Raw genomic sequence first — 20,309 nt, 5'->3', positions numbered from 1 at the left:
ATCAGGCTGGTATGCTGCGTTTTGAGAGAGACAACGTTGTTTGAGAGACATGCCAATGCCTGATTTACAAAAACATTTGCCTCCCAAGGCCCCGCTGGTCGCTTCCCGGGCCAACCTGCTGCCCGCGCTATTGGTGATTATCGCCGTATCGGCGCTCTGTATTTTCATCTCAAAACCCTTAGGCCCCTGGAACGTGATATTTACCAACTCCGGACTCTATATCGATCTGCTGGCCCTGCTGTTTCTGGTATTTATGCTGTGGAATTCGGCAAAAGTCAGAATGAGCCACGTGGCGGTGAACTGGGTGCGCTACGGGCTGCTGCTGTGGATCGCCGGCGGCACCTTCGATTTAATGGATGAGATTTTCGTCCAGCCGCGATGGATGGGCTACTACTGCGAAGATCTGCTGCGCCTGTCCGGCATGCTCCTGACCACTATCGGGATCTACAAAATTATCGATCGCATTAACATCCTCTACGTCGACGCGCGCTCGCAATCGCTGAAGGATGAGTTAACCCAGCTGCCCAACCGGCGCTTTTTTATCGATACCATTCGCGAAAAGCAGGGCCACCAGCTGGCGCTGATGATTCTCGATATCGACTTCTTCAAGAAAATAAATGACACCTACGGCCACCTGATGGGCGATGAGGTGCTGTTTGCGCTCGGCAAGCAGCTGGCAAAATTAACCAGCGATAAAATACAGCCGGCGAGGATTGGCGGCGAAGAGTTCGCCATTATCGTTGACGGGATGTCGCCTGAAGAGGTGCGCAGCCTGGCGCAGTCGATTCTGGAGAACGTCCGCACCATCCTGATTAATAGCGACTATCCGCTGTCGGTGAGCATTGGCGTCGGCATGCGCGGGCGCGATGAGCCGCAGGATGCGTTTATCAAGAAAGTAGATGAAGCGCTCTATAAGGCGAAAAACAGCGGCCGCGGCCGGGTGGAGTGGGCCGCTGAGTGAGGCGGAAATTACGCCTGCTGCGCGCTGCGGCAGTGGCGACGATATTCTGAAGGAGAGCGCTCGGTGTAGCGTTTAAAGACCCGGCAAAAATAGTTGCTGTCAACGAAGCCGCAGTTATGGGCGATCTCTTTGACCTTTAAATCATAGCCGCGCAGCAGCTTTTTGGCTTTTTCCAGCCGAACGCTGGTCAGATATTCGTTGAACCCAACGGAGCCCGATTTCTGGAATATATGCGAGAGGTAGTTGGGGGTAATATGGAAACGTTTTGCCACCGACTCCCGGGTTAAGGGCTGGCTGAGATTGTCCTCCAGAAAATCCTGGACGGCCAAAAACAGATCGCGGCTCCGGCTGACCTGCATCTCAAGGCCGACGAGCTGCTCAAGACAATGGTTTAATAGTGCAGACACCACCAGCCTGGCGGTGACCGGGTCCGGCTGAAGGCAGATCTCATTCAGCGCTAACAGCAAATACGATCCGACGCGAGGCCCCAGTCGGGCGACGTTCTGCTTCTCCGTGTGCAGCTGCTTGCCATCCCAGCGCTGGATGCAGAATCCCAGCTTTTGCCTACCGAACAGGATACTCAGCGTAGAAGCCGGGCCGGTCCACTCCGGTAGCGTCCATTTACCTGCCTGCACGTACAGCACCTGCGATAGCGTTAGCTGGCTATCAGACAGCGGCAAACCGCGCTCTTTAAGCTCGCCATTCAGGACAATTTCCAGCCGAGGGAAGGGCACTTTATAGGCCAGCTCAGGGACCGATACGTCCGGCTCCGGGAATCTGACCTGCAGCGTATCCTGCTGATTGACCAGGCGATGTAGAATTTCAGGCAGATCCGCAATCATCCTCTAAACCCCGAAAGATAGCTATTATCCTTTTGATTATAAACTATTTTATAAATAAATGACGCGGTTGGATCACCTTGCAGCGCGCCGGCTTCGCCGCGGACGGCAGCGGATGCGGAGATTTTGATGGCAATCACAGTTTGCTCCCCCGCGTACGGATATCCAGTTTTTCGTAGGAATAGCCTCATGTATTTCAGTCGGCCGCCGTTTAAAGTTTATTTCGTGTTATCGAAAGGTTAAAGGAAATAAATATGGAACATCAGTCTGCCGTATATCTGGATGCGCTTGGCGCCAATATTGCGCTCACCGAAAAGATGAAAGAGGAGCTGAATACCCTCGGCTACACCGTGGTGCATGGCGTCGCCGACCCGCAATGGCTGGAGGCGATGCGGGACCTTATCGACGAGATCGTTGAGAAAGAGGGGGATAATCTCGCCATCGAACACCATCAGGAAGCGACGGCGACCCGTATTGCCAACCTGATTAACAAGGGCGTGATTTGGGAGAAAGTCTGGGCTCATCCGCTGATCCTCTCTGCCTGTCGGTATATTTTTCAGGGCGATTTTAAGATTTCCAGCCTCAATGCGCGGGAAGCGTTGCTCAACGGCGGCAGCCAGCCGCTGCATGCCGACTGGAAAAAGCCGCGACCGGATTTTCCGAAAGTACATCTGGTAAATACGATTTGGGCTATTGACGATTTAAGCGCCGAAAATGGCGCGCCGCGCATTATTCCCGGCACTCATCTGCGGCCGGAACTGCCGGAGGACGTGCTGGAGGACCCCGAGCTGCCGCATCCTGACGAGGTGGTGTTTGCCGCGCCAGCGGGAAGCGTGATGATTTATAACGCCCATACCTGGCACGGCGGCACCTGCAATCACATCGGCAGCAGAAGGCGCGTGCTGCACGGTCTCTATATCGACAGGCAAGATACGCCGCAGCAGGACCAGCAGCGCTGGCTCAGGCCTGAAACGGCAAGTCGTCTGACGCCGGCGCAAAAATGGTTGCTTGATGTGAAGTAGGCCAGCGAAGTAAGGGCGGTTCAGGGGAGCCGCCCTTTGCTGAAGGAAAGGTCAGGGAATATCCAGATAGACGACCGGTTTTTTCATGATGCACTTCACCGCCTCGATAACCTGCTGCGGCTGAAGTAAAAAAGTTTTGATGCTGGTTTTAATGGTCCGTACGCCGATAAACCTTTGCGCATCGTCGATTTCAATATCTGTCACCAGCAGCACCACGTCGGCGTGGGTAATTTCGTCAGGGGTAATCTTATTCTCAACGCCTAATGCGCCCTGGGTTTCAATTTTCATATGCCATTTTTCATGGTGCGCGACTTTGACCAGACGTTCCGCCGCCATATAGGTGTGCGCCACGCCGCTGACGCAGGCGGTCACCGCTACGATATTCAGTTCCATATTCTCCTCCAGGCGCTAACCGCCGATGGTGACGCGAAAACCCGCTTTCTCAGCCATAATCCTGAATGGCTCAATCTGTGACGCGTCCGGGGCCTTAATTGTCGCCATCGACCACTTCCTGCCGAGCAGCGCGTATTTAGGCTCGCCATATTGATGGAACGGTAGAAGATGTATTTCAGGAAGCTTAAATGGCGCCAGAAACGCCAGGATTTGCCGGAAATTCTCTTCGCTAAGCGTATACCCGGGAATGAGCGGTACCCTGGGAATAACCCGAATGCGCTTGTCCACCAGCCTGCTGAAATTATCTAGCACCCGCGGTACATCGATCCGCAGCTGAGCCTGCGCGCGACCGGTATCCATGATTTTCAGATCGAACAGCACCTCATCGCACTGCCTGGCGAGCGGGTAAAAGTGGCTGAACGCCGCGTCGCCGGCCGTTTCAATCGCCGTGCGTATTCCCAGCTGGCGTAAGGTTTGCAGGAAGCGGGTTGCAAACCCGGCCTGCATTAATACTTCGCCGCCTGACAAGGTGACGCCGCCGCCGGAGGCGCGAAAGAAAACGTCATCCTTGAGGACTTCCTTAACTAAATTATTCAGCGTCACGTCGCGGCCGATTTGCTCCCATGCGCCGGAGGGGCACTCTTCGACATCCTGCTGGCAGCGCGTACAGCGCAGGCATTTGCTCTCCCGGCGTACGGTCTCTATTTTAGTGGAGATAGATTCCGGGTTGGCGCACCACGGACAGACGTGCGGGCAGCCTTTAAAAAAGACCACTGTCCTGATCCCCAGGCCATCGTTCAGCGAGTAGCGCTGGATGTTAAAAATGCGCGCCCGATCGGCGCGCGTCTCCAGAACCTCACAGCTGATGCGCGGTGCGGTGGATAATGTCATCCTGAATCTCCTTTGATAGCTCGACAAAGAAGGCGCTGTAACCCGCTACGCGCACCACCAGGCCTGCGAAATCCTGGGGACGCTGCTGCGCTTCGCGCAGGGTATCGGCATTGACCACGTTGAACTGGATATGCTGAAGCTTGAGCTTGCTGAATGCCTGCAAAAAGTCAGCCAGCTTATTGAGGCCGCCGTCACCGGCAAGGGTAGCCGGCGTAAACTTCACGTTAAGCAGCGTACCGTTGGATAAAAGATAGTTATCCAGCTTGCTGACGGATTTTAGTACCGCCGTCGGCCCTTGAGAGTCCTGGCCGACCATTGGCGAAAGCCCGCCGTCGGCTAGCTGATCGCCGGCCAGACGACCGTCGGGCGTTGCGCCGACCACTGACCCCAGGGGCACGTGCGCTGAGACGGTGTAGGAACCCGGCGTGAAATGTCCGCCGCGCGGGTTGAGATACTGCTCGACTTCTTTACAGTAAAAACGCAGTAAATCGGCGCTGATATTGTCGACTTCATCGATATCATTGCCATATTTTTCAAAACGGTTAATCAGCCGCGCGCGGATCTTTTCCCCTTCCGGAGTTTTGAAGTTGGCCTTAAGAACCTGAATGAGCTCATCAAAACTCATCCGCTGCTGCTCGAACACCATTCCCTTAAGCGCATGCAAAGAGTCGCTGAGGTTGGCGATACCAATGCCCTGCACGCCGGAGAAGTTATAGCGCGCTCCGCCCTCGGTGATATCTTTACCGCGTTCAATACAGTCCAGAATAAAAGAGGACAGCAGGGGAACCGGCGCCTGGTCGCGATGGCCGATATCGCAAATATTGCTGCCGTTAATCATCAGCTTGATGTAGTAGCGAATTTTTTCGCGGATTTGGTTGAGCAGCCCGTTCCAGCTCACGTCGGGATTGCCTTCATTCTCCAGGATTACGATCTCCATCACCTTGAGCAGGTTAAACATCGCAATATCGTGCAGCCCGTATGTTCGCCCGGGGATCGACAGCTCAACGCAGCCGACGACGGCGTAGTCGCGAGCATCCTCAAGCGATACCCCGCGATTCAAAAACGCCGGAATTACGACTTCATCATTAAAGACCTGCGGGATACCGGTACCCAGGCGGATCGTTTCTGCGGTCTTGCGCAGGAACGGACGGTCGATCAGCTCATTGACGCGGACGCCAAGATTAGGCTGCGGTAGCCGGACTTTCTGATACGCATCAAGAGCCAGAAACGAGAGTACGTTCACCGCGCTGCGTCCGGTCTCGCTCAGCCCGCCGAGCAACGCGGTATAGCCGGTCGGGAAGCCGGCAAAATAGCGAGCGCTGCTTGACGAGCGCAGCAGGACGATATCGTTGCACTTGACCCACAATGACTCCAGCAGTTCCTGCAGGAAAGCCGGGTCCTGGCCCCGATTTAACGATGTCTGATAGAACGGCAGCATGTACTGGTCGAAGCGCCCCAGCGAGAGGGAGCTGGCGTTAGATTCATGCTGCAAAATAATATTCATATGCCAGAACAGCTGACAGGCCTGGTAGAAATCCTCCGGGCGATGAACCGCGTTATGCCGGGAGATCGCGGCGATTGCGGCGAGCTCCTGACGCCGCTTAGCGTCGCTGCAGGCGGCGGCCATCTCCTCGGCCAGCAGCGCATAGCGCAGAATGTGCCGCTGCGAGGCCTCCAGCAGAATCAGCGCGGCCTGATAGAAGTGGTTGCCTGGCGCGCTTTCGGCCGCCGCCCGTAGTTCTGCAACCAGGGCCGCGAGGCCATTATTGAGCAGCCGGGGGTAGTCGATAATGATATGGCCCTGGCCCTTATCGGTCTGGTTGACGCTGAAAATCTGGGTGCTGACGGCCGCTTTGACCTCATCGGTCATCCGGGCGTTAATAAAGTCTTTCATCGAGCGCTTTTCCCAGTAAGGAAACAGCGCTTCGCGGTAAATGCGTTTATCTTCTTCGCTGATGACAAAACGATCCTGGGGGCGAGAGGCGAAGCTGTCCAGTTCGTTCAGTAACCAGTAAGGGTCCATTTCCGGGGAGACGATCCCGGCTCGCGGCTTGACCGTGCGGTTGCCCACAATGAGTTCATCCTCACGAATCGAGATCTGCACATGGTCAAGGATCCACGCGGTGGCTTTCGCCCGGCGTAATAGCACCGGCTCACCCGCCGTCTGTTTGTGGCTTGCGGTATACAGCAGCGCCCGCTCAAGCGAGATCTCCCGCGGCTGGGCGAACAAACTGTCTTTTAAGCGTTGAGTACGATTCGTCATGACAAACTCCATGTTAGTCCGGCGGAGCGCCAGGGCGCTCCGCTCTGTTCAGGCTTTCTGTGCAAGATGGCCGTCGATTTTTTGCATGATGGCCTCCGCGCGTTTCACCGCATCGCTGATATTGACGCGGACGATGGTTTTACCGGAAAAGCGCTCTTCAAACTTGATGCCGATATCCTTGGTCAGGATGACCATATCGGCGCGGGCGACATCCTCCGCCGTCAGTTCGTTTTCGATCCCGATAGAGCCCTGGGTCTCGACTTTTATCTGCCAGCCTTTCGCTTTGGCGGCGCTCTCCAGCGACTCGGCGGCCATATAGGTATGCGCTACTCCCGACGGGCAGGCGGTGACGGCAATAATGTGGGTCATAGAATTATCCTCTCTGCTTCTCAGTTAATTTCGAAATCAAGATCCAGCTCGTCATCGGCTTTAGCGGCCGGCGTTTTCTTTTTTGTCAGCGCTTTAAGAGTAATGACGCAGGCGGCGGCGACGCATGCGCCGACCAGCAGGCCAGCGATAAATCCGCCTTTACCCTGCACGACCGGCAGCACGATTAGCCCGCCCCAGCCGGCATAGCACTGCACGCCGAGCAGGGCGGTGGTGACGCAGCCGCTGGCGGCGCCAATCATAATTGAGGGGATCACCCGCAGCGGGTCGGCGGCGGCAAAGGGGATGGCGCCTTCTGAGACGCCTACGCAGCCCATCACCAGCGCGGCTTTGCCGGTCTCACGCTCTTCGGCGCTGAAATATTTGCGACCGACAAGCGTTGCCAGCCCCATGCCAAGCGGCGGAACGGCGATACCGACGGCGGCAATCGCCACGACGCTGTAAATGCCCTGGGAGACGCAAATCAGCATAAAGGCGTAAGCCACTTTATTCACCGGGCCGCCCATGTCGAAGGCCAGCATCAGGCCCATAATGATGGCGAGCAGGACAATACTGCCCTCGCGCATTCCCTGGAGCCATCCGGTGAGGCTGGCGGTCAGCGCACCGACGGGCTCGCCTAAACCCCACATCATGATCCCGGCGGTAATAAAGGTGCCGACGATCGGGATGACAAAAATGGGCATCACCGAGCGCAGCACCTTGTGGACCGGGATCTTCTTGAGGTAATAGACCACCAGACCGCCGATCATCCCGGCGATCAGCGCGCCAAAGAAGCCGGCGCCAAAGCTGTTGCCTACCCACGCCCCGATGGCGCAGGGCGCCAGAGCCGCGCGGTCCGCAATGGAGTAGCCGATATACGCCGCCAGAAAGGGCACCATCAGCGTCAAACCGGCGACGCCAATATCAAACAGTTTTTTCAGATTCGGATCGGTCGCGACGTCCGGGACCGCGCCCTTGCCGTACAGCATGACGGAGATGGCGAGCAGGATGCCGCCGGAGACCACGAAGGGGATCATATGTGAAACGCCGGTCATGAGATGCTGGCGTGTATTTTTTAGTATTTGCACCAGTTCGTTCATTGCTTGCTCCTGAGCGTGCTCTCGCTCGTGACGGTATTGATGTCTCAACAGTAGGAAAATGGCGGTACAGAAAATAGAAGAGAAAAAGTGCATTTACTGGATATTTGTAAGGTGAGAATAAAATTGCGATCCACCTCAAATCTTAGCGCTGGCGGGTATAAAACCAATTTATACGCCGCATTTGTGACCGCGGGCATGAAAAAGAATACTGTGTACAATAGTCCAGTAATTAAGAGTTATTTCGCGTAGTGCCGTCAGGGTTCTTTCTTTACCTTTTGGGTAACTAACGTATTGCTCAGGAGAAAGGCGATGGCTCTGGTCATTAAATTCATATGCGATTTGTCGAATGGCGTTCACGCCCGCCCGGCCAGTCTGGTCGAAACGCGCTGTAATACCTTTTCGTCCACCGTTGACTGGCTGAATACGCGCAGCGGAAGGCGCGGGAATGCGAAAAGCGCGCTGGCGATCATCGGTACCGATACGATTAAGGGGGACGAGTGCCAGTTAATCATCTGCGGCGATGACGAGCAGCAGGCGTTTGCCGCGCTGTCGACGTTTATTGTGGAGGAGTTTCCGCACTGTGATACGCCGCTGGCAATGGTAAACAGCATGGACGTGCAGCCGGTCCCTGAATCGCTTTCCCGCCTCAACCCGACGCTCTTTCGCGGCCAGCCCGTCTGTGGAGGGAGCGCGGGAGGCAGGCTCAGTCATCTGAAATCCCTTGAGCTTAGCGACCTCGGGCCGCTGCCCGCTGCCGGCAGTATCGAAGAGGAGCAGGCGCTGCTGGATAAGGGATTGCTGCTCCTGGTCAGGAATATCGAATTCCGCCTGCTGGACAACGACGGTACCGCCGGCGCCATCCTTGAAGCGCATCGTTCTCTGGCGACCGATGCCTCCTTGCGCCAGCATCTGCTCGACGGGCTGCTTGGCGGATTGAGCTGCGCGCAGGCGGTTGTTGCCAGCGGCGAGCACTTCTGCTCCCGGTTTAGCGAATCCGCGAATAGCTACCTGCAGGAAAGGGTGCTCGACGTCCGCGATATCTGCTTTCAGCTGCTGCAGCATATCTACGGCGAGGCCCGTTTTTCGGCGCCGGGTCAGCTCAACGCGCCGTCTGTTTGTCTGGCAGAAGAGCTAACGCCCGGCCAGTTTCTTGAACTGGACAAGACCCTGCTCAAAGGCCTGCTGCTGCGCAGCGGCGGGACCACCTCGCATACCGTGATTCTGGCGCGTTCGTTTAATATTCCCACGCTGGTTGGCGTCGATATGGACGCGCTGCTCCCCTGGGTCGGCCAGGCGGTGCATATCGACGGCAACGCCGGGCTGCTGGTGGTCAATCCCGATGAGGCGGTCGCGCGCTATTATCAGCAGGAGGCCTGGGTTCAGGCGCAGGTGCATAGCCAGCAGCAGGCGTGGCTGGATAAGGAAGGGCAGACCAAAGACGGCCTGCGTCTGGAGGTGGCGGCAAATATCGCGCACTCCGTTGAAGCCGCTGTGGCATTCAATAACGGGGCACAATCGGTGGGTTTGTTCCGCACCGAAATGCTGTATATGGACCGGCCCGGCGCGCCGTCCGAGTCCGAGCTCTATAATATTTTCTGCCAGGCGCTGGAGCCGGCCTGTGGGCGCAGCATTATCATCCGCACGATGGATATCGGCGGAGATAAGCCGGTGCCCTATCTGAATATTCCGGCTGAAAACAATCCGTTCCTCGGCTACCGCGCGGTGCGGATTTATGAAGAGTATCAGGCGCTGTTTCATACCCAGCTCAGGGCCATTCTGCGCGCCTCCGCGCACGGTTCGCTGAAAATCATGATCCCGATGATTTCGTCGATGGAGGAGATTCTATGGGTGAAAGATCGGCTGGCGGAAGCCAGGCAATCGCTGCGCGACGAGCATATCCCGTTTGATGAGAAGATCCCGCTCGGCATCATGCTGGAGGTGCCGTCGGTGATGTTTATCATCGATCAGTGCTGCGAAGAGGTCGATTTCTTTAGTATCGGGAGTAATGACCTGACGCAATATTTGCTGGCGGTAGACCGCGATAACGCGAAGGTGACGCGCCACTATAACAGCCTCAACCCCGCTTTTTTACGCGCGCTGGACTACGCGGTTCAGGCCGTGCATCGCCAGGGAAAGTGGATCGGTCTTTGCGGCGAGCTGGGCGCGAAGGGCTCCGTTTTGCCGCTGCTGGTCGGCCTCGGAATGGATGAGCTGAGCATGAGCTCGCCGTCAATTCCGGCAGCTAAATCGCGCCTGGCGCAGCTCGACAGCCGGGCGTGTCGCCAGCTGCTGAACCAGGCGATGCAGTGCCGAACCTCGCTGGAAGTGGAGCATCTGCTGGCCCAGTTCCGTATGACCCAGCAGGACGCCCCGCTGATCGCCAGCCAATGCATCACCCTGAACAGCGACTGGCGCAGCAAAGAGGAGGTGATTAAAGGCATGACTGACAACCTTCTGCTGGCGGGCCGCTGCCGGTATCCGCGCAAGCTGGAGGCCGATCTCTGGGCGCGGGAGGCGGTGTTCTCCACCGGGTTGGGCTTCAGTTTCGCCATTCCACACAGCAAGTCGGAACATATCGAACAATCCACCATCAGCGTTGCCCGCCTGGCTGAGCCGGTGGCGTGGGGAGAGGACGAGGTGCAGTTTGTCATTATGCTGACGCTGAATAAGCACGCCGCCGGCGACCAGCATATGCGAATTTTCTCCCGACTGGCGCGGCGCATTATGCATGAAGCGTTCAGAAACTCGCTGGTCACGGCGCAGAGCAGCGAAGCTATTGCTGAACTGCTACACCGCGAACTCGAACTGTAAAGCGCTACGGACTCTGCGGTCCCGGCTAGGGAACGGAAAAAAGCAGATACCAGAGCCCGGCGTCTTCGAGGGACAGGCCGCGTCAGCGACGCGGCATCTATTTTATCTGCTGCACTTAACGCAGAATGGCCTGACAAATCGCCTCGCTGACCTGCTGAGTCGAGGCCGAGCCCTGCATATCCGGCGTTTTTGGCCCGCTGGCGATAACCTGCTCAATCGCTGCCAGAATACCGCCGTGCGCCGCTTCGTAGCGCGCGTCGCCCGCCCCGAGGAAATCAAGCATCATCGCCCCGGCCCAGATAGTCGCTATCGGGTTGGCGATATTTTTACCGTAAATATCCGGCGCCGAGCCGTGGACCGGTTCAAACAGCGAGGGGAAAGTGCGCTCCGGGTTGAGGTTTGCCGAAGGCGCGATACCGATGGTGCCGGTACAGGCCGGGCCGAGATCGGAGAGAATATCGCCAAACAGATTGGAAGCGACCACCACGTCAAAGCGCTCGGGCTGCAGCACGAAGCGGGCGCAGAGAATATCGATATGCTGCTTGTCCCAGCGGATCTCCGGGTAGCCCTGCGCCATCGCCTCAACCCGCTCGTCCCAGTAAGGCATGCTGATGGCCAGACCGTTGGACTTGGTCGCCGAGGTCAGGGTTCTGCGCGGCCGGCTCTGCGCCAGCTCAAAGGCGTAGCGCAGAATGCGATCGACGCCGCGGCGGGTGAACACCGACTCCTGGATCACCACCTCGTGCTCGGTGCCCGGGTTCACGCGCCCGCCGAGGGACGAATACTCGCCTTCGGTATTCTCACGCACCACGTAGAAGTCGATATCACCGGCCTTTTTCCCCGCCAGCGGGCAGGGGACGCCGGCGAACAGGCGCACCGGGCGCAGGTTGACGTACTGATCGAACTCGCGGCGAAACTTCAGCAGCGATCCCCACAGGGAGACGTGATCCGGCACGGTATCGGGCCAGCCGACGGCGCCGAAATAGATGGCGTCGAACTCTTTGAGCTGAGCATGCCAGTCGTCCGGCATCATTTTGCCGTGGCGGGCATAGTAGTCGCAGCTCGCCCAGTCAATCTGCTCAAAGCTGAGCGCCAGGTCCCAGCGCTCGGCCGCGGCCTGTAACACGCGAATACCTTCGGGCAGAACTTCCTTACCAATACCGTCGCCGGGAATGGCGGCAATGCGCCAGGTTTTCTTCATACGGGTTCTCATTTGTTGGCCTGCGAAATTGACTTCCCCTCTATCCTATAATTGACTGCTTCATAATTAATCATGCCAACTGGTGAAACATAAAACACACTTTATGAATAATCTGCCGCTGCTTAACGATCTCCGGGTGTTTATGCTGGTTGCCCGCCGCGCCGGTTTTGCCGCCGCCGCCGAAGAGCTGGGCGTCTCTCCGGCCTTCGTCAGCAAGCGAATCTCGCTGCTTGAACAGACCCTGCACGTGGCGCTTTTGCACCGCACCACGCGGCGCGTCGCCATTACCGAAGAGGGCGAGCGGATCTACGAATGGGCGCAGCGCATTTTGCAGGATGTCGATCAGATGCTCGACGAGCTCTCCGACGTCCGTCAGGTCCCGCAGGGTACGCTGCGCATTATCAGCAGCTTTGGCTTCGGCCGGCGGGTGGTGGCTCCCGCGCTGGCGGCGCTCTCCCGGCAGTATCCCCAGCTGGAGCTGCGCTTCGATGTTGAAGACCGGCTGGTGGATCTGGTCAGTGAAGGGGTGGATTTAGATATTCGGGTGGGGGACGATATTGACCCGAATCTGATTGCCCGCAGGCTGGTGAGCAATCGGCGCATTCTCTGCGCCTCGCCGACCTTCCTGGCGCGCCACCCGCAGCCGAAACAGCTTAGCGATCTGGCGGCCTTGCCGTGCCTGGTGATTAAAGAGCGCGACCGGCCCTTCGGCGTATGGCAGCTGCAGGGTAAAGAGGGCGAACGGGCGATTAAGGTCACCGGCCCGCTGTCGTCGAACCACGGCGAAATTGTGCATCAGTGGTGCCTTGACGGTCAGGGGATCGCTTTACGCTCCTGGTGGGACGTGAATGAAAATATCGCCAGCGGCCATTTGGTTCACGTGCTGCCGGACTATTACCAGCCCGCCAACGTCTGGGCGGTATACGTGTCGCGGCTGGCGACCTCAGCTAAAATTCGCGCTACCGTGGAGTTTTTGCGCCACTATTTTCAGCAGCACTATCCCCAGCAAGATCCGCAGCAGCGCATGGTCAGCGGCGAGGTGAAATAGCCGACGGCGGTGGCCGCCGGCCGAGGGCGTTACGGGCGGGTCACGTTGTGCAAAATGGCCATCGCGCTGGCGAACTGCGCGTCCGGGATGGTCAGCGGATAGAGGAAGCGTATCACGTTGCCGTACTGGCCGCAGGTCAGCAGCAGCAGGCCCTGCTCCAGCGCCCGACGCTGGATCTCCTGCGCCAGCGCCGGCGAAGGCTCGCCGCTTGTCGGGTCAACGAACTCGGCGGCAATCATCGAACCCACGCCGCGTACCTCCGCCAGCCCCGGACACCAGGCCTTTGCCTCTTCCAGGCTTGCCGTCAGGCGCTCGCCGAGGGCGGTGGCGCGGGCGCACAGCCCCTCTTTATCAATGATGTTAAGCACCGCGTGGGCGGCGGCCACCGCCAGCGGGTTACCGGCATAGGTGCCGCCTAATCCGCCCGGCGCCGGGGCGTCCATAATCTGCGCGTTGCCGACCACCCCGGAGAGCGGCATGCCGCCCGCCAGGCTCTTCGCCATGGTCATCAGATCCGGCTTGTCGACATAGTGATCCATCGCGAACAGCTTACCGGTACGGGCAAAGCCGCTCTGCACCTCATCGGCAATCATCACGATGCCGTGCTCGTCGCAGAGGCGGCGAACGGCGGCGACCAGCTCTTTCGGCGCGACGTTAAAGCCGCCTTCGCCCTGTACCGGTTCAAAAATAATCGCCGCCACCTGTTTGGCTTCAATATCGGCCTTAAACAGGCGCTCGATGGCGGTCAGCGCGTCCTGGGTGGTGATGCCGTGCAGGGCCGACGGATAGGGGACGTGGTAGACGGAGCCGGGGAACGGCCCGAAGCCCAGCTTATAGGGCGCAACTTTACCGGTCAGCGCCATCGTCATGTAGGTACGGCCGTGGAAGCCGCCGCCAAAGGCGATAACGCCGGGGCGTCCGGTATGGGCGCGGGCAATTTTAATCGCGTTTTCTACCGCTTCGGCGCCGGTAGAAAAGAAGGCGGTTTTGGCCGGGCCGCGCACCGGCGCCAGCTCGTTAAGCTTCTCTGCCAGCGCGACGTAGCTCTCGTAGGGCACAATCTGGTAGGCGGTATGGGTAAACTGCTGCAGCTGCTGCTGCACGGCGGCGACCAGCTCCGGATGACGATGCCCGGTATTCAGCACGGCGATCCCGGCGGCAAAGTCGATGTAATCCCGACCTTCAACGTCGGTCAGGGTGGCGTTTTGCGCCGATTGGGCAAAGAAGTTGCACATCACGCCCACGCCGCGCGGGGTCGCTGCAAGACGACGCTGATGAAATTCGCTGTTGCTCATGTTTAACACCTTTTAGCAAAGTTGATGACGTTGACCGGCGCGGAGGCTTACACCCCGAGGCGATCGCGCAGGCTGTAGTAGGCGGCGCCCATCGCGGTAAACGGAATGCGCAGGCTGCGTCCGCCCGGGAACGGATAGTGCGGCAGTTTGGCGAAGGCGTCGAAGCGCTCGGCGTCGCCGCGCAGAAGCTCGGAAATCAGCCTGCCGGCGAGATGCGTACAGGTGACGCCGTGGCCGCTGTAGCCCTGCATGTAGTAAATGTTCTTATCGAGACGGCCGAACTGCGGCATCCGCGACAGGGTCAGCAGGAAGTTGCCGGTCCAGCGGTAGTCGATCTTCACGCCCTTCAGCTGGGGGAAGGTTTTCAGCAGCTTGGGCATAATCAGACGCTCAACGTCGTCAGGGTCGCGGGCGCCGTAGACCACGCCGCCGCCGTAGAGCAGGCGGTTATCGCCGGTTAAGCGGTAGTAATCCAGCAGGTAGTTGCAGTCCTCCACGCAGTAGTTCTGCGGGATCAGCGAGCGCGCGAGCTCCTCGGAGAGCGGCTCGGTGGTGACCACCTGGGTGCCGCAGGGCATGCTGCGCTTCGCCAGCTCCGGCTCGAGCTTATCGCCGAGATAGGCGTTACCGGCGACGATAACGTAGCGCGCGGTGACCTGGCCGCGGGCGGTGCTGACCACCGCCGGGCTGGTGTGCTGGATCTGCGTGACCGGCGACTGTTCGTACACCCGGCCGCCGTTGAGGCGGATGGCATCCGCTTCGCCGATAGCCAGATTCAGGGGATGAATATGACCGCCGCTGCGGTCGAGCAGCGCGCCGGTGTAGCGATCGCTGTTGACTTCGCGACGGATAGCGCTGGCGTCCAGCAGCTCCAGCTGGCTATTGCCGTAGCGCTCCCAGTTCTCTTTTTGCTCCTCCAGCGTCTCCATCTGCTTAGGGTTCATCGCCACAAACAGGCCGCCGGGACGGTAGTCGCAGGCAATCTGATAGCGCTTGATGCGCTCGCGGATAATTTCCCCGCCCTCAAACATCATGCTGCCCAGCATTTTTGCCGCATCCGGACCGTAGGTGCGTTCAATCACGTCGATATCGCGGCTGTAGGAGTTAACCAGCTGGCCGCCGTTGCGCCCGCTGGCGCCGAAGCCGATGCGCGCGCCTTCCAGCAGCACCACGTCATAGCCCAGTTCCGCAAGATGCAGGGCCGAGGAGAGGCCGGTATAGCCGCCGCCGACGACGCAGACGTCGCAGCTGATGGATTCATCCAGCGTCGGGAACGGCTCGTAGGCGTTGGCGCTGGCGGCGTAATAGCTGGTGGTATGTTCGGTCATGATTAAGACTCCAGAGCAATCCAGATGGTTTTCAGTTCGGTGAATTTTTCCAGCGCATGCAGGGACTTATCACGTCCGTTTCCGCTCTGCTTGTAGCCGCCGAAAGGTACGGTCATATCACCATCGTTATAGTTGTTGACGAAGACCGAGCCGGCCTTCAGGCGGCGGCTCAGGCGGTGGGCGCGGGAGAGATCGCGGGTCCACACCGCGGCGCCGAGGCCGTAGCGGCTGTCGTTGGCCAGCTGCAGCGCTTCTTCTTCCGTTTTGAAGCGGGTCACCACCAGCACCGGGCCGAAGATCTCTTCCCGGCTGATGGTCGAGGCGGGATCGACGTCGACAAAAATGGTTGGCCCAATGGCCGCCGGCCACGGGTTTTTGCGCCCGTCGAGCAGCAGGGTGCTTTTGCTCTCTCCGGCGCGAATAAAGCTGTGAACGCTATCGGCGTGGGTGTTGTCGATAAGCATCCCCATGGTGGTATTCGGATCGAGCGGGTTGCCCGGCTGCCAGAGGCTCGCCTGCTCCTGCAGACGCGCGAGAAACTCGTCGGCGATGCTCTCTTCCACCAGCAGGCGGGTGCCGGCGATGCACACCTGGCCCTGGTTGTAGAAGATGCCGCCGGCGGTGGCGTTCACCGCTTTTTGCAGATCGGGGCAGTCGGCGAAGACGATGTTGGCGCTTTTGCCGCCGGCCTCCAGCCACACGCGCTTCATATTGCTGTCGCCGGCATCTTTTAGCAGCTGCTTGCCGGTGCGGGTCGAGCCGGTAAAGGTGATGACCTCAACGTCCGGGTGCAGGGAGAGGGCCTGGCCCGCTTCGTGGCCGAAGCCGCTGATGACGTTGAGCACGCCGTCCGGCAGCCCGGCCTCTTTTGCCAGCCCGGCAAGGCGCAGCGCGCTGAGCGGCGATTTTTCTGACGGCTTAAGGATCACGCTATTGCCGGCCACCAGCGCCGGGCCCAGCTTCCAGCAGGCCAGCAGCAGGGGGAAGTTCCACGGCACCACCGCGGCGACGACGCCAATCGGCTCGCGGACGATCATCGCCAGCTCGTTCACGCCGGTCGGGGCAACTTCGCCATAGACTTTATCGATAGCCTCGGCGTACCAGCGGATCGCGCGGGCCGCGCCGGGAATATCGTCGCGCAGGCTGTGGCGAATCGGTTTGCCGGTGTCGAGGGTTTCCAGCAGGGCCAGCTCTTCACTATGGGCTTCCATCAGGTCGGCAAATTTATGCAGCACCGCTTTACGTCGGGCAGGCGAGGCCTGGGACCAGTCGCCGCGATCGAAGACGCTGCGCGCGGCCTGAACGGCAAGCTCGACGTCGGCTTTTTTACCGCGCGCCACGTGGGCCAGCGTTTGCTGAGCGGCGGGGTCGATGGTTTCAAAGGTGCTATTATCGGCGGCGGCGCAATATTCACCATTAATAAATAAACGGGTTTCCGGTTGCAGGCTATTTGCTTTTTCCTGCCAGTAGTTTAGATGCTGAAAATCCATATATAGACTCCATCATAATATAAGCGGGTAAGAGTATTCATAAAGTAATCGGATAATAATATTCGGTATTTTCAGACAGCGCGGGGCGGCTTCGGCCGGTGCGCAAGCCGATGCGTTGGGATACGGATGCTCCCCGGAGTCAGATACCGTTCAGCGCTATTTATTGGCGCATTTTATTGAGGCCGGCGGAGAGTGATATTACCGCGCTGCGCAAATAGATTATTTGCGTACTCTTCGCGCCGGCGGAAATATTTCATCCGCCGGTGCGGGCCTGAAGAAAACCTGAAGCCAGCTCAGGCTAAAATTAAAACGTGGTGGGGGTATGGGCACTGATAATTCGGCAAATACCGGCCGAAGTGTTGCTGAAGCTGTGCGGTATGCCGGTATTAATGGCATAGCTTTGCCCGGCAACCAGGTGATACGACTGACCGTTAACAATCAGCACAACCTCACCTTCCAGTACGGTGCCTATCTCCTCACCCTGATGTTTGATCCTCTCCCCGGTGGTGGTTCCAGGCTGGTAAGTTTCAAAAATCATCGCCAGCGTACGGTTCGGATTTCCGTTGTGAACCAGCTTCATCGAAACGCCCTGACTGCCCATTTCGATAAGGTCATCCTGATTAATAACCACCTGCGGTTCATCAGGTTTTTCTGGTTCAGAAAAGAATTCCGAGAGCGACAGCCCATAGACTTTCAGCAGCTTTTGCAGCGTGCTGATGGCAGGACTGACTTTATCCTGCTCTATGGTACTGATGGCACTATGTGTTAACCCAGACAGTTCGGCGGCACGACGCTGTGAGAGACCCAGCTGTTGCCGGATCGCTGACAGACGTTTCCCTGGCGCCAGTCCGTCATCGCTCATATTTGCATTTCCTTAACTGTAGTGGTCAGAGCCGCTGCTTTTCAGCAACGTGGTTCTGACAGGCGGTGATAAAACCTTCAAACAACATACGCGACAGGGCGTATTCGCTACTGTTCCATTCAGGATGCCACTGTACGCCCAGCGCGAAGGGGTGGTCGTTAACGCTGACCGCTTCCGCCAGCCCGTCCGAAGAGCGGGCCTCCACGCGCAGACGTGGGCCTAATGTTTTTGCTCCCTGCCCGTGTAGCGAGTTTACCCAAAACGTGTTGCAGCCCGGTATTAACTGAGAAAGTAATCCTCCTTCCTGCACCTGAACCTCGTGAGAGGGAGCGTACTGCTCCTCTACCGGAAGCTCGGGGTCTTCGCGATGTTCAAGCAGTTCCGGCTGCTCGAAAAGACGACGATACAGAGTCCCGCCGGTGGCGACAACCAGTTCCTGCAACCCACGGCAGATGGCGAAAATGGGGATGCGCCTTTCGAGTGCGGCGGCAATTAATGCCATGCTCAGAAGATCACGCCCGGGATCGGCGTCAGGCTCATCGCCGTTTTCACCATAAAGGTGCGGCTGGACGTTGCTGGGGCTGCCTGGCAGGTAGATGCCGTCCAGCCTGGGTAACAGCGCGGCAAGCATTTCCGGTTCGGCCAGGGCGTGCGGCAGGGCAATCGGCAGCCCGCCGGCGTTAATAATCGCATTCAGGTACTTCTCCTGCAGGGTCTGGGTCTGGTGACCCTTAAGCCTGTTCCTGCACATCACGACGCCAATAACTGGCTTGTACATTATATTTTCCATGATCGCCCTCACAAAGTGGACTAAATTATGACCATTTAGGGTATTAAAAGGCCATATCGTTCAATATTTTCTCAATCTAGCAGCGAGAATAGCCGTTTGCAAACTTAATTTAACATTTGACAAACATTTTGTTTGCATACACATTCGAAGGGTGGACATTATATTTAACGGCAAGCAGGCCGAAGTCCGAAACCAACACAACGGCGGTGAATGATGGAAACCAATATCGTAGAAGTTGAGAATTTTGTTCAGCAGTCAGAAGAGAGACGGGGCAGCGCATTTACTGCTGAAGTAAAGCGCTACCTTGAAAGCTACCCTGATACCCAGTACGTCGACGTGCTGTTAACCGACCTGAACGGCTGCTTCCGCGGCAAGCGCATCCCGGTCTCCAGCCTCAGCAAGCTGGAGAAGGGCTGCTACTTCCCGGCGTCGGTTTTTGCGATGGATATTTTGGGCAACGTGGTGGAAGAGGCGGGCCTCGGCCAGGATATGGGCGAGCCGGACTGCACCTGCGTCCCGGTGCCGGGCACCTTAACGCCTTCCGCCGCCGATCCGCAGTACGTCGGCCAGGTGCTGCTGACCATGATTGATGAAGATGGCGCTCCCTTTGACGTTGAGCCGCGGAACGTACTTAACCGTCTCTGGCAGCAGCTGCGCCAGCGCGGGCTGTTCCCCGTGGTAGCGGTAGAGCTGGAGTTCTATTTACTCGATCGCAAGCGCGATGCCGAAGGCTATCTCCAGCCGCCCTGCGCGCCGGGCACAGACGTGCGCAACACCCAAAGCCAGGTTTACTCCGTGGATAACCTCAACCACTTCGCCGACGTGCTGAATGATATCGACGAGCTGGCCCAGCTGCAGCTGATCCCGGCCGACGGCGCGGTAGCGGAAGCCTCGCCCGGACAGTTCGAAATCAACCTTTACCATACCGATAACGTGCTCGACGCCTGCGATGATGCGCTGGCGTTAAAACGCCTCGTGCGTTTAATGGCGGAGAAGCATAAGATGCACGCCACTTTTATGGCCAAGCCTTATGAAGAGCACGCCGGTAGCGGGATGCACATCCATATCAGCATGCAGAACAATAAGGGTGAAAACGTGCTGGCGGACGCGCAGGGCGAAGACTCCGCGCTGCTCAAGCGCGCGCTGGCCGGAATGATTGACCTGATGCCGGCGTCGATGGCGCTGCTGGCGCCGAACGTGAACTCGTACCGTCGCTTCCAGCCGGGAATGTACGTCCCGACCCAGGCGTCGTGGGGGCACAACAACCGCACCGTGGCGCTGCGCATTCCCTGCGGCGATCGCCATAACCACCGCGTCGAGTATCGGGTGGCGGGAGCGGATGCCAACCCGTATCTGGTGATGGCGGCCATCTTCGCCGGGATTTTACACGGACTGGACAACAATACGCTGCCGCTGCAGGAAGAGGTGGAGGGCAACGGGCTCGAGCAGGAGGGGCTGCCGTTCCCGATTCGCCAAAGCGACGCGCTGTGGGAGTTTATGCAAAACGACTCTCTGAGAGAACTACTCGGCGAGCGCTTCTGCCACGTTTACCATGCCTGTAAGCATGATGAGCTGCTGCAGTTTGAGCGCCTGATCACCGAAACAGAGATTGAGTGGATGTTGAAAAACGCCTGACCGCCGCCCCGCAA

General features: G+C 58.3%; 18 protein-coding genes. 5 read left to right on the top strand and 13 right to left on the bottom strand.

Annotation, left to right across the window (positions count from 1 at the left end; all coding sequences use genetic code 11):
* Positions 1-55 precede the first annotated feature (55 nt).
* The gene (locus tag MMW58_RS18320; RefSeq protein WP_159236488.1) at positions 56-961 is read left to right on the top strand and encodes a GGDEF domain-containing protein; all 906 of its coding nucleotides are present in this window, start codon (positions 56-58) and stop codon (positions 959-961) included.
* 8 nt (positions 962-969) lie between these two features.
* Here the strand turns inward: MMW58_RS18320 and MMW58_RS18315 are convergent, their stop codons facing one another.
* The gene (locus MMW58_RS18315) at positions 970-1,803 is read right to left on the bottom strand and encodes a helix-turn-helix transcriptional regulator (protein WP_159236487.1); all 834 of its coding nucleotides are present in this window, start codon (positions 1,801-1,803) and stop codon (positions 970-972) included.
* The gene (locus MMW58_RS18310) at positions 1,800-1,940 is read right to left on the bottom strand and encodes a hypothetical protein (protein ID WP_157349074.1); all 141 of its coding nucleotides are present in this window, start codon (positions 1,938-1,940) and stop codon (positions 1,800-1,802) included. Before MMW58_RS18310 ends, MMW58_RS18315 begins: the two co-directional genes overlap by 4 nt.
* A gap of 114 nt (positions 1,941-2,054) precedes the next feature.
* Here MMW58_RS18310 and MMW58_RS18305 point away from each other — a divergent pair, with 114 nt between their 5' ends.
* Positions 2,055-2,822 carry a phytanoyl-CoA dioxygenase family protein gene (locus tag MMW58_RS18305; RefSeq protein WP_095096152.1) on the top strand — a complete coding sequence of 256 codons (768 nt, stop codon included), beginning with the start codon at positions 2,055-2,057 and terminating at the stop codon, positions 2,820-2,822.
* A 51-nt stretch (positions 2,823-2,873) separates the two neighbouring features.
* Here the strand turns inward: MMW58_RS18305 and MMW58_RS18300 are convergent, their stop codons facing one another.
* From MMW58_RS18300 to MMW58_RS18280, 5 genes are read right to left on the bottom strand one after another with little or no spacing between them, the layout of a single operon-like run.
* The gene (locus MMW58_RS18300; RefSeq protein ID WP_095096154.1) at positions 2,874-3,215 is read right to left on the bottom strand and encodes a PTS fructose-like transporter subunit IIB; all 342 of its coding nucleotides are present in this window, start codon (positions 3,213-3,215) and stop codon (positions 2,874-2,876) included.
* Positions 3,216-3,230: 15 nt separating this feature from the next.
* Positions 3,231-4,106 carry a [formate-C-acetyltransferase]-activating enzyme gene (locus tag MMW58_RS18295; RefSeq protein ID WP_241721787.1) on the bottom strand — a complete coding sequence of 292 codons (876 nt, stop codon included), beginning with the start codon at positions 4,104-4,106 and terminating at the stop codon, positions 3,231-3,233.
* On the bottom strand, positions 4,072-6,369 hold the full coding sequence (locus MMW58_RS18290) for a formate C-acetyltransferase (protein WP_159236484.1): 2,298 nt from the start codon (positions 6,367-6,369) through the stop codon (positions 4,072-4,074). The genes MMW58_RS18295 and MMW58_RS18290 overlap by 35 nt, the downstream gene beginning before the upstream one ends.
* Before the next feature lie 48 nt (positions 6,370-6,417).
* On the bottom strand, positions 6,418-6,738 hold the full coding sequence (locus MMW58_RS18285; RefSeq protein WP_095096162.1) for a PTS fructose-like transporter subunit IIB: 321 nt from the start codon (positions 6,736-6,738) through the stop codon (positions 6,418-6,420).
* A 20-nt stretch (positions 6,739-6,758) separates the two neighbouring features.
* Positions 6,759-7,835 (bottom strand): PTS fructose transporter subunit EIIC, encoded by a 1,077-nt coding sequence (locus tag MMW58_RS18280; protein WP_095096164.1) that lies wholly within the window; start codon positions 7,833-7,835, stop codon positions 6,759-6,761.
* A 309-nt stretch (positions 7,836-8,144) separates the two neighbouring features.
* Between MMW58_RS18280 and ptsP the strand changes: the two genes are divergently transcribed.
* A complete protein-coding gene (ptsP, locus tag MMW58_RS18275) occupies positions 8,145-10,646 on the top strand; it encodes a phosphoenolpyruvate--protein phosphotransferase (protein WP_241721786.1) in 2,502 nt (833 codons plus the stop codon).
* Between the two features lie 115 nt (positions 10,647-10,761).
* Here ptsP and MMW58_RS18270 read toward each other — a convergent pair whose 3' ends face one another.
* Positions 10,762-11,847, bottom strand: coding sequence for a tartrate dehydrogenase (locus tag MMW58_RS18270; protein ID WP_241721785.1), 1,086 nt, complete (start codon positions 11,845-11,847; stop codon positions 10,762-10,764).
* Positions 11,848-11,929: 82 nt separating this feature from the next.
* Here MMW58_RS18270 and MMW58_RS18265 point away from each other — a divergent pair, with 82 nt between their 5' ends.
* Positions 11,930-12,895, top strand: coding sequence for a LysR substrate-binding domain-containing protein (locus MMW58_RS18265; RefSeq protein WP_241721784.1), 966 nt, complete (start codon positions 11,930-11,932; stop codon positions 12,893-12,895).
* A gap of 29 nt (positions 12,896-12,924) precedes the next feature.
* Here MMW58_RS18265 and puuE read toward each other — a convergent pair whose 3' ends face one another.
* From puuE to puuD, 5 genes are all read right to left on the bottom strand, one after another.
* A complete protein-coding gene (gene puuE, locus MMW58_RS18260) occupies positions 12,925-14,190 on the bottom strand; it encodes a 4-aminobutyrate transaminase (protein WP_241721783.1) in 1,266 nt (421 codons plus the stop codon).
* Positions 14,191-14,237: 47 nt separating this feature from the next.
* Complete coding sequence (locus tag MMW58_RS18255; protein WP_133597368.1) at positions 14,238-15,518, bottom strand: NAD(P)/FAD-dependent oxidoreductase; 1,281 nt, start codon at positions 15,516-15,518, stop codon at positions 14,238-14,240.
* A 2-nt stretch (positions 15,519-15,520) separates the two neighbouring features.
* Complete coding sequence (gene puuC, locus MMW58_RS18250; protein ID WP_241721782.1) at positions 15,521-17,008, bottom strand: aldehyde dehydrogenase PuuC; 1,488 nt, start codon at positions 17,006-17,008, stop codon at positions 15,521-15,523.
* Positions 17,009-17,312: 304 nt separating this feature from the next.
* Positions 17,313-17,870 (bottom strand): HTH-type transcriptional regulator PuuR, encoded by a 558-nt coding sequence (gene puuR / locus MMW58_RS18245; protein ID WP_041144904.1) that lies wholly within the window; start codon positions 17,868-17,870, stop codon positions 17,313-17,315.
* A 25-nt stretch (positions 17,871-17,895) separates the two neighbouring features.
* Positions 17,896-18,648: a gamma-glutamyl-gamma-aminobutyrate hydrolase gene (gene puuD / locus MMW58_RS18240; protein WP_200851418.1), complete on the bottom strand. Its 753-nt coding sequence runs from the start codon at positions 18,646-18,648 to the stop codon at positions 17,896-17,898.
* 225 nt (positions 18,649-18,873) lie between these two features.
* Here puuD and MMW58_RS18235 point away from each other — a divergent pair, with 225 nt between their 5' ends.
* Positions 18,874-20,295, top strand: coding sequence for a glutamine synthetase family protein (locus MMW58_RS18235; protein ID WP_133598001.1), 1,422 nt, complete (start codon positions 18,874-18,876; stop codon positions 20,293-20,295).
* Positions 20,296-20,309: the final 14 nt, after the last annotated feature.

The sequence above is a fragment of the Klebsiella sp. HC6 genome (assembly GCF_022605325.1).
GTDB lineage: Bacteria > Pseudomonadota > Gammaproteobacteria > Enterobacterales > Enterobacteriaceae > Klebsiella > Klebsiella terrigena.
Note: the sequence above shows the minus strand (reverse complement) of the source record. Positions and strands in the feature narration are given on the sequence as shown.